The following is a 13,778-nucleotide window of genomic DNA, read 5'->3' as shown; positions in this document are numbered from 1 at the left end:
CGCGGCGGCTCATCGAGTGCTCAAGATTGTGCGCGCGTAGGAAGCCAGCCCAGTCCATGCTGGTGAACTGCGCGCCCTGGTCCGAATGGATCAACACCCGGTGCCTCGGCTTACGGCGCCATACCGCCATGTGCAGTGCCTGCAGCACCAGATCGGTGGTCTGCCGGCTCTGCATCGACCACCCTCCGCAGCCTTTCCAACGATGCTCCGCATCGCCGGAACCTTTGGCTGCTCCGCCCACGACGCGGCGGGAATACAGGTCGATCACGACCGCCAGGGACGGCTTGCCGCCATGGCTGCCGGGCCTGCGCTTGTAGCCGATCTGCGCCTTGATGCCCGCCAGCCTGGTCAATCTGGCGACCCGGTTCGGGCAGCAGGTCTCGCCGTGATCCAACAGGTCGTCGTGCAGCTTGCGGTAGCCATAGACCCTGCCGCTGTCGTTCCACGCCCGTCGGAGCAGCTCCGTCTGCCGAGCATCTTCCCTAGCCCGCTGGCTCAGCGGGCTCTTCTGCCATGCATAGTAGCCACTTGGCTGCGCGGCGAGGCACCGGCACATCGCCCGCACGCCAAAACGATTGCGATGCTCGGCAATGAACGCGTATCTCACTTTGCATTCCGAGCGAAATACGCGGTGGCTTTTTTAGGATGTCCCGCTCCTCGGTCACCCGGGCCAGCTCGCGCTTCAGCTGGCGGATCTCCGCATCCTTGCCGGCATCGCCTGACCCCATCTTCGCTAGCTGCCGCTTCCATGAATACAGCGAGTGCTGGCTGACGCCCAGACGCTGCGAAACCTCCGCTACCGGATAGCCGCGCTCGGTGATCTGGGCCACCGCGTCACGCTTGAATGCATCGCTGAAATTGGGCTTCCCCATCGTCGCCTCCTGTCCTCAAAATTAGGATCCAAGGCGTCCAGAAATCTAGGGCTACTCAGTGCCGACAAAGTTGCGCCCCGACAGCGCAGCATGACGCGGTCGGGGCGGAAGCCAGACAGTGAAGCCTCGCACTTGCAGAAGTTGGCGAAGCTTCACCGGATCGAATCAGCGGAACAGCTAGCGCCAGTTGCAGAAAACGGAGCTCTCCGACGGCTAGTGGCCCCGCGCGTAGCACGCAACGAGGTCCGCACTCCCAAATGCCGCTGGCTGTAGCGCCGCGCCGATACGCTCGAAGAATCTTCGATCGGTTGCGGTGCGCGCGCCATTCCATTCGGGGTGCCATTGGACCGCGAGCACGTCGCCTCCGCATGGACGGGCGGAGATTGCCTCGATCAATCCGTCTTCCGGCGAAAGCGCTTCAATGGTAAGGCCTGTGCCCAAGCGGTCGATACCTTCGCGGTGGACCGAATTGACGCTGATCCGCGCATCCTGCGCGACCCCGCCCAGCAAACCGCCCGGTGTCAGGGTCACGTCATGTCGATGCTCGAACAGCGCCTCGAACGGCAGGTCGCCGGCGCGGTGATGCTCCTCGCCGAGGTCGCGGCGCAGCGAGCCGCCGAACAGGACGTTGATCTCCTGCAACCCGCGACAGATGCCGAACACCGGCCGGCCGCTCTCGATCATCCGTTCGGCCAGCGCGAGGGCGACGCGGTCGCGCTGCGGGTCCGCGCGCGACTCCGGTGCCGGGTGTCCGCCGTAATGGTGCGGCTCGACGTCCGACCTTGAGCCGGTGAGCAGCAGCCCGTCCAGCCGTCTGGTGAGCGCCGCCACATCCGCCACCTCCACCAGCGCGGGCACCAGCAACACGGTCGCCCCCGAGATTCGCGACAGCGGCTCGATGAAGCGGCTGGCCACCGCCTGGATCGGCCGGTCCGCAACTTCGTTGCAGCAGAGCACGCCGATCACGGGTCGCTGGGCGGCCGGTGTGGGATCGCGGCGGACGAAGCGGGCCATGCGCTCAGTCCGCCGCTTCGGGCTGCGGCACGGTGCGCAGATAGGGGGTGTGCTCGGTCCAGCCGGCCGGGAACACCGCCTTGGCCTCGTCGGCACCAAGCGAGGGCAGAATGATCACGTCGTCGCCTTGGCGCCAGTCGGCCGGGGTCGCGACCTTGTGCGCATCGGTCAGCTGCAGGCTGTCGATCGTGCGCAGCAGCTCGTCGAAGTTGCGGCCGGTCGAGGCGGGGTAGGTGAGGGTGAGGCGCACCCGCTTGGCCGGATCGACCACGAACACGCTGCGCACGGTGTTGGTGTCCGAGGCATTGGGGTGGATCAGGTCGAGCAGCGTCGCCACGCGGCGATCGACATCGGCGATCAGCGGGAAGTTGAGCGTCGTGCCTTGCGTCCGCTCGATGTCACCGGCCCAGGCGAGGTGCTGGGCGACCGCATCGACCGAGAGGCCGATCGCCTTGACGTTCCGCTTGTCGAACTCGGGCTTCAGCTTCGCGACCGCGCCCAGTTCGGTGGTGCAGACCGGGGTGAAATCCTTGGGATGCGAGAAGAGCACGACCCAGCTGTCGCCTGCCCAGTCGTAGAAGTTGAGCGGGCCCTGCGTCGATTCCTGGGTGAAGTCGGGGAAGGTGTCGAGAATCTTGAGCGACATGGAAATCCTCCTGTGGCCGACGACCGGCAGGCATCAATGTCCCTTATATAGATGGGAATTGAAGCGAAGAAATTGTTGGGGCTGCAGAAGCGGCCGCGGGGGTGCGTGGATCCGCACGCATTGGCGCAAAAAGGCGCCCGGGGCAGGCGGTTCGCGGATGCGGGGTAAAGCCGAGCTTGAAGGCTTGCACAGTTTTTGTACGTTCAAATCCTACAAATGTACTGGGAGCTTGTGCCTCGATATGTCGCGCGTGTCGCGCGCCAAAAGGGGGCCATATGCAATTTCCCATTACCGCCGCACTGTTCGCATACGTCCTCACGCTGCCCGCCGCTGCGCCGCCGCCGGATCGCGCCCCGGCAGTGGGTGTCGCCAGCTTCGAGGCGCTGCCCAAGCCGCTGCCGCTGCCCTATGACGAGAAGGCCGATGCCGAAGCGGCGGTGAAGGCGGCCAAGGCGCGGGCGATCAAGGGGCACAAGCTGCTGCTGATCGACCTCGGCGGCAACTGGTGCCTGGATTGCCGGCTGCTCGCTGGGACGCTCGAACTGCCCAAGCTCAAGCCTTGGGTCGAGCGCCACTATGAACTGGTGACCGTCGACATCGGCCGGTTCGATCGCAACCTTGCGATCCCGGTCCGCTACGGCGTCGGGTCGCGGCCGGAAGGCGTGCCCGCGCTGCTTGTTGTCGACCCCAAGACCAACAAGCTGCTGAACGGCGGCCGCGTTTCGGCACTGGCCGATGCCCGCAGCCTCACGCCGCAGGCGCTGGCCGACTGGCTGGCGCAATGGACCCGCTGAGGCGCCCTTCAGGCCAGCCGTTTCCCGGAGGAAGCATGCACGAAGAGACCATCGTTCCGAACAGCACCGAGGATCAGGCCTGGGCAGATCTGCTGTCGCCGACGCGGCGCGGGCTGATCACCGGCTCGACGCTCGCGGCGGCAGGGATCGCCGCCACCGGGCTGGGCGCGGGCATGGCGGAGGCGCAGAGCCAGGCGCCGCTGGGCGATCCGAACTTCCGTCCGGTCCTGCCGCCGCGCGACGTCGGCAAGAGCCCCTGGGGCGAGAAGACGGCGCTCGAGCCGGCGACCCGCCCGCTGAGCATCCGTCCCGAGGGCGGCTACGGCCTGCCCGAGCATCCGCGGCCCTACACGGCGGTGAAGAGCTACCACGCCCATATCTATTTCGATGAGGACAACTACCCCAAGGCCGCGCGTCTGCGCCAATGGGTGATCGAGCGGTTCCCGGTGGAGCTCGGCAACTGGAACCTCACGCCGCGCGGGCCGCATGTGACGCCGTCCTTCTATTTCGGCTTCACCAATGATCTGCTGCCGGTAGTGGTGCCATGGCTGCAGCTCAACAGCCTGGGGCTGACGATCCTGCTGCACCCGAACACCGACGATCCGCGTGCCGACCATCTCTACTATACGCTGTGGGTGAATCGCTCGCAGCCGGTCAACGCCTTCAACTGGAAGAAGGCCGGCGAACCCGGTGCCGAGCCGGTCGAGCGGATCTATCCCAATATCCGCCCGACCCACCCGCTGGAGGTTTGATCCTTCGGTGCGTCGCCCCGGTCAGAAGGCCGGGACGACGGCGCCGTCATATTTCTTCGCGATGAACGCCTTTACTTCCGGGCTGCGCAGCGCCGCGACGAGCTTCTGCACGCGCGGATCGTTCCTGGCGCTTTCCGGGCCCACCACGAAATTGACGTACGGGCTGTTCTTGTCCTCGATCGCCAGCGCGTCGCGCGTCGGGTTGAGCTTGGCGTCGAGCGCATAGTTGGTGTTGATCAGCGCGAGGTCGACTTGACCCAGCACGCGCGGCAGCGTCGCCGCCTCCAGCTCGCGGAACACGAGGCCGCGCGGGTTGCTGGCGATGTCCTTGGGCGTGGCGGTTGCGTTCTTCGGGTCGCGCAGCATGATCAGATGCTCGCGGGTGAGCAGCTGCAGCGCGCGGCCGCTGTTGCTCGGTTCGTTCGGGATCGCGACCGTCGCGCCCTTGGGCAGCGCGTCCAGCGACTTCCAGCGCCGCGAATAGGCGCCGAACGGCTCGACATGCACGCCCGCGATGGTGACGAGATGCGTGCCCTTGGCCTTGTTGAACTCGGCGAGATAGGGCCCGGTCTGGAAATAGTTCACGTCGATCCGGCCCTCGGCGACCTGGACGTTGGGCTGGACGTAATCGTTGAACACGCGGACATCGAGCTTGAGGCCCTGTTTCGCGAGCGTCGGCTTGATGAAATCGAGGATCTCGGCGTGCGGCACCGCCGTGGCGGCGACGCTGAGCGTGTTCGGATCGGCGGGCTTGGTGGCCTTGCCGCATCCGGCGAGCGCGAGCGCGGTGGCGAGCGTCAGGAACAGGCGACGTTGCATGGAGGGATCCTATGTGCGGGTGAAGCGGCGGACGAGCGCGTCGCCCGCCATCTGGAGAAGCTGGACGAGCGCGAGCAGCAGCGCGACAGTGACGAGCATGACGTCGGTCTGGAACCGCTGATAGCCGAAGCGGATGGCGAGATCGCCGAGCCCGCCGGCGCCGACCACGCCCGCCATCGCGGTGAACGAGACCAGCGCGATGGCGGTCACCGTCGCCCCCGCGACGATGCCCGGCAGTGCCTCGGGCAGCAGCGCGCGGAACACCAGGTCGCGGGTGGTGGCGCCCATCGCCTGCACCGCCTCGATCGTGTTGCGGTCGACTTCGCGCAGCGCCGTCTCGACGAGGCGTGCGAAGAAGGGTGCGGCGCCGACGACCAGCGGCGGGATCGCGCCGGCGACGCCGAGCGAGGTGCCGACCAGCAGCACGGTGACCGGGATCATCACGATCAGCAGGATGATGAAGGGCACCGAGCGGAGCAGGTTGACCAGCAGCGCCAGCGCGCCGTTCGCCACCCGGCTCCGCCACGGCCCGCCGGGCCCGGTGAGGAACAGCAGCACGCCCAGCGGCAGTCCGATCAGCAGGGTGAGCAGCAGCGATCCGCCGAGCATCACCAGCGTGTCGAGCGTCGCCTGGACGATCTCCGCCCAGTCGACATGCGCGAAGAACCCGCTCATGCCGCCACCGCTCCGAGGCCGTGGAGCGCGGCAAGCGCCGCCTTGGTGTCGCCGCCGGACAGGCCGAGGGTCAGCTGGCTGAAGCGCTCGTCCTTGAACTGGCCGACGCGGCCGTCGAGGATCGCGACATCGGTGCCGGTCTCGCGTGCGATGCGGCTGAGCACGGGCGCCGCCACCGCCTCGCCGCGGAGCGTCAGGCGCAGGACGGCGCCGTCGAAGGGGATCGGCGTCGCCGCCGCCTCGTCTTCGTGGAGCAGCGCGCGGGTCTCGGCAGTGCCGGGCGCGAGGAACACGTCCGCCACCGCGCCGCGCTCGACCAGCCGCCCGGCATGGAGCACCGCGACGCGGTCGCACACCTGACGCACCACCTCCATCTCATGGGTGATCAGCACGATGGTGAGGCCGAGCTCGCGGTTGAGATCGGCGATCAGCGCAAGGGTGCTGCGTGTCGTCTCGGGGTCGAGCGCGCTCGTCGCCTCGTCGCACAGCAGGATGTCCGGCCCGGTCGCCAGCGCGCGGGCGATGCCGACGCGCTGCTTCTGCCCGCCGGACAGCTGGGCCGGGTAGCGGGTGCCATAATCGGCAAGGCCGACCCGGGCGAGCAGCTCCGGCACCCGCGCGCGGATCGTCGCGGCGTCGGCGCCGGCGATGCGCAGCGGCAGCGCGACATTGTCGAACACCGTGCGCGCGCTGAGCAGCCCGAAATTCTGGAAGATCATGCCCACCCGGCGGCGCAGCGCGCGCAGCCCGGCGCCGTCTAGGTTGGCCAGATCGATGCCGTCGACCAGCACCCGGCCGCCGCTCGGCCGTTCGAGGCCGTTGAGCAGCCGCACCAGCGTCGACTTGCCCGCGCCCGAGCGGCCGATGATGCCGAACACCTCGCCGCGGGCGATCTCCAGATCGACCTCGGCCAGCGCGGCGCGGCCGGCGGCATAGTGTTTGTGGACATTCTCCAGGCGGATCATGCGGCGATCACCTGCGCGGCAAAGCGTTCCATCTCTTCCTTCTGTGGGCTCATCTGGAGGAGCAGCAGGTCGAGCCCCGCCGCTTCATATTCGGCGATCCGCTCGCGCAGCTGCTCGGGCGTGCCGACCAGATTGGGGCGCAGGCCCCGGTTCGAGACCGAATATTCCTGGATCTTCAGCTCGCGCTCGAGCTGGGTGCCCGACAGCCACTGGTCGAAATTGGCATAGCCGGCAGGCAGCGCCTGGACGTCGGTGATGCGGGCCAGCTCGCGCTGTGCCTCGGCCTCACTGTCGCGGACGATCGCATAGGCCGCCATGCCGAAGGTCATCGGCGCGCCGCCGGCATCGGCGCGGCGGGCGCGCATGTCGGCGATCTTGGGGGCGATCGCCGATACGGGATCGCCGTGCATCACATAGGCGTCGCAGCGCCCCGCGATCATCGTCTTCGCGGCCTCGCTCTCGCCGCCGGCGTATAGGATGGGCGCGTGCAGCGGCTTGGGCGCGCAGATCGCCTGGTCGGTGCGGTAGAACTGGCCCTCGAAGCTGAACCTTTCCTCGCGCCACAGCCCCTTCACCACCTCCAGCCATTCGCTGGTGCGGGCATAGCGATCGTCATGCTGGTCGAACTGCAGGCCGTATTGGCGTGCCTCGTCCGCCCACCAGGACGAGACGACGTTGAGCGAGAGCCGCCCGCCCGAGATCCGGTCGATATTCGCCGCCGCCTTGGCGAACAGCGCGGGCTGGTGGAAGTTCGGCCGCACCGCGACCATGATCTCCTGCGTCCGCGTCACCGCCGCGATCGCCGCGGCGGTGGACCAGGCATCGAGCGCCGGCTCGGTCACGCCCTTGATGTCGTTGAGATTGAGCTCGGCGATCAGGGTGAGGTCATAGCCGATCTGCTCGGCGCGGATCGCGAGGTCGCGGGCATAGTCCCAGCTCGCTTCCATCTGCTCGTCGGCGACGTTGCGCAGCCAGCCGCCGAACACCGGCATCCAATAGCCGTACCTCATGCGCGCACCTCGGCGATCTGGGTTTCGAGCCAGTCGACCAGCCGTTCGTGCGGATCCCAGCCGAGCACATCAAGCGGATTGGCGACGAAGTTGGACAGCGCGTTGATGTCGTAGAAGCGCGGCGTTCCGTCGCGATCGTCGATCATCACCTCGATCCCGCCGATGTCGAGCTTGGCCGCCTGCGCGATCGCCTCGGCGGCCTGGATCAGCGCGGCATCGGGCCTGGCTTCGGTGAGGGTGATCGCCGGCTTGCCGGGGGTGGCGAGGCAGACGTCCGCCGGGCAGAGATCGAAGCTGCCGCCGCCATCGACGTCGATCGCGTAGAGGAAGCGGCCGCCCAGCGTCTCGATGCGGGTGATCTTGCCGCCGCGCACCGGCACATATTCCTGCACCAGCAGTACGCGGTCGATGCTGTCGGGCACGGTGCCGGCGGCCACCGCCTCGGCGAGGCTGGCGGCATCGTCGTAGCGGGTGATGCCGGCGCCCGAACCGCCGATATTGGCCTTCACCACGATCGGGAAGCGCAGGTCCGCGGCAGCGGGCAGGTCGGCGGCGCGGTGGACGACGCGGGTCGCGGGGATGGCGAGGCCGAGCCGGGCGATCAGCGACAATTGCCGGGCCTTGGAGGCGTCGACGGCCAGCGTGTCCGCGCCGTTGAGCACGCGTGCGCCGGCGCCCGCCCAATGCGCCATCAGCGCCTGGGCGTAGAAGATCGGATGCTCCGGCTGGCGCAGGAAGCTCGACATGGCGATGCGATTGAACACCAGCGGGGCAGGGGGCGTGGTGTCGGCCGGGTCATAGGCATGGCCATCGGCATGGAGCGCCAGATAGCCGATGCCGCGCCGGTCCAGCGCCGCGAACAGCGGCTGGAACCAGGCGGGGTGTTCGTAGAGCAGGGCAAGATCGGTCATTGGGGTCCCGGGCTATGCGGCCGGACGGCCGGTTCGGAGGTTTCGACGATGCTGTCGGGCGGTACGTCGTGGCGCAGCCAGACATTGCCGCCGACCTGCGAACGCGCACCGATGGTGATCGGCCCCAGCAGGACCGCGCCGGGGAAGATCGCGACATCGTCCTCGATCGCGGGATGCCGGCGCAGGCCCGAGGAGCCCGTGCGGGTGCCGATCGCCTGGGGATCGCCGCCCAGCGTCACGCCCTGATAGAGCCGCACCCGGTCGCCGATCACCGCGGTCTCGCCGATGACGATGCCGGTGCCATGATCGAGGAAGAAGCTGCGGCCGATCTGCGCGGCGGGATGGATGTCGACGCCGGTATCGGCATGCGCGACCTGCGCGATGACTCGCGCCACCAGCGGCGCGCCGGCGCGGTGCAGCCGGTGCGCGATGCGGTGGTGGATGATCGCGCCGAGCGAGGGATAGGAGAGCAGTACCTCGTCCACGCTGCGCGCGGCAGGGTCGTTCGCGAACCCGGCCTCGACATCGGCGTCGAGCTGCCGGCGCAGTTCGGGCAGCGCGGCTGCGAGTTCGCCGACGATCCGCTCGGCCTCCAGCCCCTCGTCCTGCGCGGTGATGCCGGGCGTGGCGATCCGCAGTTCGAGCGCCACCTGCGCGCCGAGCTGCGACAGCGTGGACTCGAGCGTCGCCGCCACCCAGGCATTCTCGTTGGAGGCGGTCAACTCGGGTGGCCCCAGCCGCAGCGGGAACAGGGCGGCGCCCAGCTGGCGCAGGATCTTGGCGAGCGCGCGCCGCGCGGGGAACTGGATGCCGTGCTCGGCATGGCGGGCATAGGCCGTGCGCCATTCCAGCCGCGCCGCCTGCAGCGCGTCGATGACGGGATCGAGCCCGCGATGGATGTCGACCGGCGCCATGGCCTCTCCTTCCTACGTCGTCGCCGTCGCGCAATTGCGCCGCTAATCCCTAGTGCAACGATAGGATTGTATTTCGCAAGCGGGCTGAGAGAAGGCCCCCCCTAGATTTTCTTTTGTGCCGCGTATCCCGCACGACGGCGCCGACCGGTGCCGCGGGCTGAAGATCCTGGCAGTCGGTCGCGGCCCGCAATAGGAAACGGGTCCGGTGTGGGAGCACCGGACCCGAGGAGCGCCTAGCCTAGGGAGCTACAGGCGTGCGTGCGATTGGTGGATCCGCAGCATTGCTGCGCTGTATCCTTACTGTGCCGTAGCGTTGCCCGTTACATTGCCCGCCGGTGCCGCTTCGTTGGTCGCCTCGCTATTGGTGAGCGCGTCCGTGACATTGGCGTCGGCCGGCGCTTCGTTGGCGACTTCGACGTTGGTCGCGCTATTATCGCCCGCCGACTTGTTGCATGCGGCGAGCCCGAGCGCGGTTGCGGCAATCAGCGAAACGGTAACGAACTTCTTCATCGATGAATCTCCAGGTGTCGGCCGATCCCGCGGGCACGCCCTATCGCTGCCCCTGCCTCGGTTCCGATCACAGCCGTAACGATGGCGTATTTCCTACACGATTGGTAGGATAAAAAATGCGGGTCGGTGAAAGCTGGCATTGACACGCCATGGGCCTCGCTGACCGATGGCCGGCGGCGCCTAGCTCAGCCGATCGCACCCAGCCCGTGCAGCACCAGGCCGGCGGTCGCTGTCGCCAGGAACGTCGTGATCACGCCGGCGCGCGTCCTGAAGATCGCGTAGGCGGCGGCGAGCGCCAGCAGCAGTGCCGCCGGATCGATGCTGTGCAGCACGGGTGCGTCGAAACGGATGGGCCCTGCGGCAACCGGGATCGTGGCGCGAAACAGCGTGTGCAGCGCGAACCAGATCGCCAGATTGAGCACGACGCCAACGACCGCCGCCGTGATCGCCGACAGCGCGCCGGCGACCGCGGCGTTGCCGCGCAGCCGCTCGATGAACGGTGCGCCGAGGAAGATCCACAGGAAGCAGGGCACGAACGTCACCCAGGTGGCAAGCAGGCCGCCGAGCGTGCCGGCCAGCAGCGGCGAGAGGCCGCCGGCGTCGCGATAGGCGCCCAGGAAGCCGACGAACTGCAGCACCATGATCAGCGGCCCCGGGGTCGTCTCTGCCATGCCGAGGCCGTCGAGCATTTCCTTGGGGTCGAGCCAGCCATAGCCCTGGACCGCCTGCTGCGCGACATAGGCGAGCACGGCATAGGCGCCACCGAACGTCACCGTCGCCATCGTCGAGAAGAAGGTCGCGATCCGGCTGAACACGCTCTCGGGTCCCAGCACGCCAACCAGCGCTGCGACCGGCGTGAGCCACAGCGCCAGCCAGACCAGCGCCGTGCGCAGCGTCTCCTGCCAGCGCGGATGCGCATGATCCGGCAATTCCTCGCCGAGCAGCGTATCGGCATCGGCGACGATGATGCCCTTGGCGCCGCCGTGCCCGCCGCCGCGAAAGGCAGTGCTGCCTCGCCGCGCCGAGCACCAGCCGAGGATCCCGGCGCCGAGGATGATGGCCGGGAAGGGAACGCCGGCGAAGAAGATCAGGACGAACGCGGCGGCGGCCAGGAGCCGGGCGGGTCCGCTGCGCAATGCCCGGCTGCCGATCCGCACCACGGCCTGGAGGACCACCGCCAGTACCGCCGCCTTGAGGCCGAAGAACAGCGCCGACACGGTGCCGACCCGTCCGTAAAGGACATAGATCCAGCTCAGCGCCATGATGGCGACGGCGCCGGGCAGGACGAACAGCACCCCGGCGACGATCCCGCCCCTGGTGCGGTGCATCAGCCAGCCGATATAGGTGGCGAGCTGCTGGGCCTCGGGGCCGGGCAGCAGCATGCAATAGTTGAGGGCATGGAGAAATCGCTGCTCGCCGATCCAGCGCTTCTCCTCCACCAGGATGCGGTGCATCACCGCGATCTGGCCGGCGGGGCCGCCGAACGACAGCAGCGCGATCCGCAGCCAGACCCAGAAGGCCTGGCGGAGCGTCACCGGCTCGGGCTGCGTGCGGGGCGGGAGATCCGGTGCCGCGGTGGTCATGCCGACACCTTGGCGCGCGCGGGCTGGTGGGAGGACCAGTTGTGCTTTTCCTCCTGCGCGTCGCGGCACCAGCGATAGAGCGCGTCGTAGATCGCCATGCCGGCTTCCAGCTGCACATGATCGTTCGCATGCATGCGGGACAGGCCGAGCGAGATCGCCAGCAGGCCAGCCGCTTCGGGTGCGATGTCGAGCCGATCGGTATCGGCACCGCGCACGATCGCGGCGAGGCGCGCCAGCGGCGCATGGTCCTCGAGGCCAAAGGCGTCCACCATCACGTCGAAGGTGCAGCGTTCGCCGCGATGGCTCCAGAAGACGTGCTCGTCGGCGATGTCGAAGGGCTCGGCATGGCTCTCGGCGGCAACCCGCAGTACATCCGCCGGCGCGACGAACAGGAAACGCGCATCGGGGTCGACGAAGCGCCGGATCAGCCACGGACAGGCGATGCGATCGACCTTGGGCCGGGCGCGGGTAACCCACCAGGTGCGGCCGTCGGCGTGCCGCGGCGGTAGACGGGTAAGCGACACTGTCGGCCATCCCCCCGCGCGCCAGGCCGCAAAGCCGCCTTCCAGCACCTCGGCCGCCAGTCCGTCGCTGCGAAGCACCGCAGCTCTGGCCACGGCAGCACCATTCCCGTCGTCATCGACCACCACGACGGAAGGCGCTTCGGATCGGCTGTCATGGTCGTGCGGGAGCGAGGATGTCGCGCCCGGGATCGTCTCGGCAGGCGCGTCGCGCAGATCGAGAATGCGGGGGCATCCGCTCAGCGCAAGCAGGCGCGCGAGTTTATCCGGAGCGATCGCGTTCGTAGAAGGCATGAGGCGTCCCCTGCGTGGTGGTGCTGGACGCGATTCTCCGGCTGACGCCTCGTGGGGAGATCGCCATCCCCATGCCGACAATCAGCCATGGTGCCGGGACGTTGTCAATCGCCGGCGTCGATCCCGAAAGACTGAACGCCGCGGGCCACGCCATCATCGAAGAACAGGCTGGCGGGAGGCAATTGTACGCGCGCTCGGTCCTGTTCCCGCGCAGCGTGGAAAGGGATGCGTTTCGATCCACGGCGGTGCTTCGCGAGCAGGTCCGCTGCCAGGCGGCTCAACTGGTCGCGATCGCGCGTACCACCGATCAGGAGCGGCAGGAGCGCTTGTCCTTCCTCCCAGTCGGCAATGTCGGAGTCGGCGTTGATGTGACCGAGATCACCGGCGTCGAGGAACGCAGCGCCCCATTGATCGGCGATCTCGCGCGAGCGGCCGATCGTCGCATAGGGATCGTCGCGGCTTGCGACGACGAGCGCCGGAAAGGGGAAGGCGACGTCCGGGTTCGGCGCGAAGCGGTCGAGCCGGCGGTCGACGTCTTGAAGGTCCACGTCGGGCGGCGCCACCAGCAGTGCAGCGCGTACGGAGGGGATGGCGCTCGCCCCCAGCAGCCGGGCCCACCAGGCGACCGCCTGGCACCCCAGGCTGTGCGCGACGAGCACGACGTCGCCCCCGGCCTTGTGAACGGCCTGGTCGAGCCGGCTGATCCAGACGTTGCGGATGGGATCGTCCCAGCAGCCCAACTCGACGCGGTAGCACTCCTCCAGCCCGCGCTCCCATTCGGTCTGCCAGTGTCGGGCGCCCGACCCGTCGATGCCAGGGACGATGAGCAGCTTGATCGGGTCTGGTGTCATGCGTGCGGCTTCCTTGCCCTGCGCCGCGCGCACCGACATGTTGTCGTGCTGGCGGTGAGATAGGGGTTGGCGCCGCCGTCGAGTCGGCACCGACCTTCATCCACTATGCCATAATCCTACTCTTTTAATAGGGATTAAAGCGGAGTTTGTTGCGCAGTGCAGGCCGGCGCTCGTCCTCTCGGCGCGCGCCCTCGGATCTCACGCAACCTCGCGCAGCAACTGGAAGCGCCGATCCAGCGCATCGGCGTCGGCCAGGGTCGTGCCTTCCAGTACGCTGGCCATTCGGTCGCGTGCCTCGGCCAGAACGAGACTGAGCGCACAGTGAACCGTATCCGGACAGTCCGCGCAGCGCGCATAGAAGTTTCGACTAGCGCAGGGCAGTAGCGCAAGCGGACCATCGATGGTGCGGAGAATTTCAGCGAACGAGATCAGGCTGGCCGGACGTGCCAGGCGATAGCCTCCCGTCTTTCCCCGTGCGCTCTCCACCAGGCCGGCGCGCCGCAGGTCGACCATGATGACTTCGAGGAAGCGCCGCGGAATGCCTTCCTCGTCGGAGATGCTGCGCACCTGGCTGGCGCTCTCGGGGGTGCGGGCAATGTTCAGCATCGCCTTGACGGCATAACGCGCGCGTTGGGAAAGCATGGGCC

General features: G+C 68.1%; 15 protein-coding genes and 1 pseudogene. 2 read left to right on the top strand and 14 right to left on the bottom strand.

All coding sequences use genetic code 11. The features are described 5' to 3' along the window. The 3 genes and pseudogenes from KK7_RS0105565 to KK7_RS0105555 all read right to left on the bottom strand — a co-directional run. Window positions 1-872 (bottom strand): annotated as a pseudogene (locus KK7_RS0105565) (IS3 family transposase); the annotation flags it as partial. A gap of 213 nt (window positions 873-1,085) precedes the next feature. Then, window positions 1,086-1,886 carry a gamma-glutamyl-gamma-aminobutyrate hydrolase family protein gene (locus KK7_RS0105560; RefSeq protein WP_010543651.1) on the bottom strand — a complete coding sequence of 267 codons (801 nt, stop codon included), beginning with the start codon at window positions 1,884-1,886 and terminating at the stop codon, window positions 1,086-1,088. A 4-nt stretch (window positions 1,887-1,890) separates the two neighbouring features. Beyond that, window positions 1,891-2,532, bottom strand: a complete 642-nt coding sequence (locus KK7_RS0105555; protein ID WP_010543650.1) for a peroxiredoxin — start codon at window positions 2,530-2,532, stop codon at window positions 1,891-1,893. Between the two features lie 275 nt (window positions 2,533-2,807). Here KK7_RS0105555 and KK7_RS0105550 point away from each other — a divergent pair, with 275 nt between their 5' ends. Further along, window positions 2,808-3,326 (top strand): thioredoxin family protein, encoded by a 519-nt coding sequence (locus KK7_RS0105550; protein WP_010543649.1) that lies wholly within the window; start codon window positions 2,808-2,810, stop codon window positions 3,324-3,326. A 35-nt stretch (window positions 3,327-3,361) separates the two neighbouring features. Further along, entirely contained in the window at window positions 3,362-4,078 is a 717-nt protein-coding gene (locus tag KK7_RS0105545) for a DOPA 4,5-dioxygenase family protein (protein WP_010543648.1), read from the top strand. A gap of 21 nt (window positions 4,079-4,099) precedes the next feature. Here KK7_RS0105545 and KK7_RS0105540 read toward each other — a convergent pair whose 3' ends face one another. The 11 genes from KK7_RS0105540 to KK7_RS0105490 form a co-directional block, all read right to left on the bottom strand. Then, entirely contained in the window at window positions 4,100-4,897 is a 798-nt protein-coding gene (locus tag KK7_RS0105540; RefSeq protein WP_010543647.1) for a MetQ/NlpA family ABC transporter substrate-binding protein, read from the bottom strand. Between the two features lie 9 nt (window positions 4,898-4,906). Beyond that, complete coding sequence (locus KK7_RS0105535) at window positions 4,907-5,572, bottom strand: methionine ABC transporter permease (protein WP_010543646.1); 666 nt, start codon at window positions 5,570-5,572, stop codon at window positions 4,907-4,909. Further along, window positions 5,569-6,537 carry a methionine ABC transporter ATP-binding protein gene (locus tag KK7_RS0105530; RefSeq protein ID WP_010543645.1) on the bottom strand — a complete coding sequence of 323 codons (969 nt, stop codon included), beginning with the start codon at window positions 6,535-6,537 and terminating at the stop codon, window positions 5,569-5,571. Before KK7_RS0105530 ends, KK7_RS0105535 begins: the two co-directional genes overlap by 4 nt. Continuing rightward, entirely contained in the window at window positions 6,534-7,547 is a 1,014-nt protein-coding gene (locus tag KK7_RS0105525; protein ID WP_029622879.1) for an LLM class flavin-dependent oxidoreductase, read from the bottom strand. Before KK7_RS0105525 ends, KK7_RS0105530 begins: the two co-directional genes overlap by 4 nt. Next, window positions 7,544-8,458 (bottom strand): ATP-grasp domain-containing protein, encoded by a 915-nt coding sequence (locus KK7_RS0105520; protein ID WP_010543643.1) that lies wholly within the window; start codon window positions 8,456-8,458, stop codon window positions 7,544-7,546. The genes KK7_RS0105525 and KK7_RS0105520 overlap by 4 nt, the downstream gene beginning before the upstream one ends. Next, the gene (epsC, locus tag KK7_RS20185; protein WP_010543642.1) at window positions 8,455-9,372 is read right to left on the bottom strand and encodes a serine O-acetyltransferase EpsC; all 918 of its coding nucleotides are present in this window, start codon (window positions 9,370-9,372) and stop codon (window positions 8,455-8,457) included. The genes KK7_RS0105520 and epsC overlap by 4 nt, the downstream gene beginning before the upstream one ends. Window positions 9,373-9,669: 297 nt before the next feature. Continuing rightward, window positions 9,670-9,882, bottom strand: coding sequence for a hypothetical protein (locus tag KK7_RS0105510; RefSeq protein ID WP_010543641.1), 213 nt, complete (start codon window positions 9,880-9,882; stop codon window positions 9,670-9,672). A gap of 185 nt (window positions 9,883-10,067) precedes the next feature. After that, the gene (gene chrA / locus KK7_RS0105505) at window positions 10,068-11,465 is read right to left on the bottom strand and encodes a chromate efflux transporter (RefSeq protein WP_010543640.1); all 1,398 of its coding nucleotides are present in this window, start codon (window positions 11,463-11,465) and stop codon (window positions 10,068-10,070) included. Then, a complete protein-coding gene (locus tag KK7_RS0105500; protein ID WP_010543639.1) occupies window positions 11,462-12,280 on the bottom strand; it encodes a chromate resistance protein ChrB domain-containing protein in 819 nt (272 codons plus the stop codon). Before KK7_RS0105500 ends, chrA begins: the two co-directional genes overlap by 4 nt. 104 nt (window positions 12,281-12,384) lie before the next feature. Next, a complete protein-coding gene (locus KK7_RS20180; RefSeq protein ID WP_010543638.1) occupies window positions 12,385-13,170 on the bottom strand; it encodes an RBBP9/YdeN family alpha/beta hydrolase in 786 nt (261 codons plus the stop codon). Between the two features lie 159 nt (window positions 13,171-13,329). Next, window positions 13,330-13,773: an RrF2 family transcriptional regulator gene (locus KK7_RS0105490; RefSeq protein WP_010543637.1), complete on the bottom strand. Its 444-nt coding sequence runs from the start codon at window positions 13,771-13,773 to the stop codon at window positions 13,330-13,332. Between the last annotated feature and the right edge of the window lie 5 nt (window positions 13,774-13,778).

Origin of the sequence: Sphingomonas elodea ATCC 31461, from assembly GCF_000226955.1 — a bacterium.
GTDB classification, from domain to species: Bacteria; Pseudomonadota; Alphaproteobacteria; order Sphingomonadales; family Sphingomonadaceae; genus Sphingomonas; species Sphingomonas elodea.
This window is presented reverse-complemented; position numbering and strand designations above follow the sequence as displayed.

Bases quoted from the DNA above. Each gene is read 5' to 3' on its own strand.
- KK7_RS0105545 (WP_010543648.1), top strand. From the start codon at position 3,362: ATGCACGAAGAGACCATCGTTCCGAACAGCACCGAGGATCAGGCCTGG.
- KK7_RS0105530 (WP_010543645.1), bottom strand. From the start codon at position 6,537: ATGATCCGCCTGGAGAATGTCCACAAACACTATGCCGCCGGCCGCGCC.
- KK7_RS0105555 (WP_010543650.1), bottom strand. From the start codon at position 2,532: ATGTCGCTCAAGATTCTCGACACCTTCCCCGACTTCACCCAGGAATCG.
- KK7_RS0105520 (WP_010543643.1), bottom strand. From the start codon at position 8,458: ATGACCGATCTTGCCCTGCTCTACGAACACCCCGCCTGGTTCCAGCCG.
- KK7_RS0105560 (WP_010543651.1), bottom strand. From the start codon at position 1,886: ATGGCCCGCTTCGTCCGCCGCGATCCCACACCGGCCGCCCAGCGACCC.
- chrA (WP_010543640.1), bottom strand. From the start codon at position 11,465: ATGACCACCGCGGCACCGGATCTCCCGCCCCGCACGCAGCCCGAGCCG.
- KK7_RS20180 (WP_010543638.1), bottom strand. From the start codon at position 13,170: ATGTCGGTGCGCGCGGCGCAGGGCAAGGAAGCCGCACGCATGACACCA.
- epsC (WP_010543642.1), bottom strand. From the start codon at position 9,372: ATGGCGCCGGTCGACATCCATCGCGGGCTCGATCCCGTCATCGACGCG.
- KK7_RS0105535 (WP_010543646.1), bottom strand. From the start codon at position 5,572: ATGAGCGGGTTCTTCGCGCATGTCGACTGGGCGGAGATCGTCCAGGCG.
- KK7_RS0105540 (WP_010543647.1), bottom strand. From the start codon at position 4,897: ATGCAACGTCGCCTGTTCCTGACGCTCGCCACCGCGCTCGCGCTCGCC.
- KK7_RS0105500 (WP_010543639.1), bottom strand. From the start codon at position 12,280: ATGCCTTCTACGAACGCGATCGCTCCGGATAAACTCGCGCGCCTGCTT.
- KK7_RS0105510 (WP_010543641.1), bottom strand. From the start codon at position 9,882: ATGAAGAAGTTCGTTACCGTTTCGCTGATTGCCGCAACCGCGCTCGGG.
- KK7_RS0105490 (WP_010543637.1), bottom strand. From the start codon at position 13,773: ATGCTTTCCCAACGCGCGCGTTATGCCGTCAAGGCGATGCTGAACATT.
- KK7_RS0105525 (WP_029622879.1), bottom strand. From the start codon at position 7,547: ATGAGGTACGGCTATTGGATGCCGGTGTTCGGCGGCTGGCTGCGCAAC.
- KK7_RS0105550 (WP_010543649.1), top strand. From the start codon at position 2,808: ATGCAATTTCCCATTACCGCCGCACTGTTCGCATACGTCCTCACGCTG.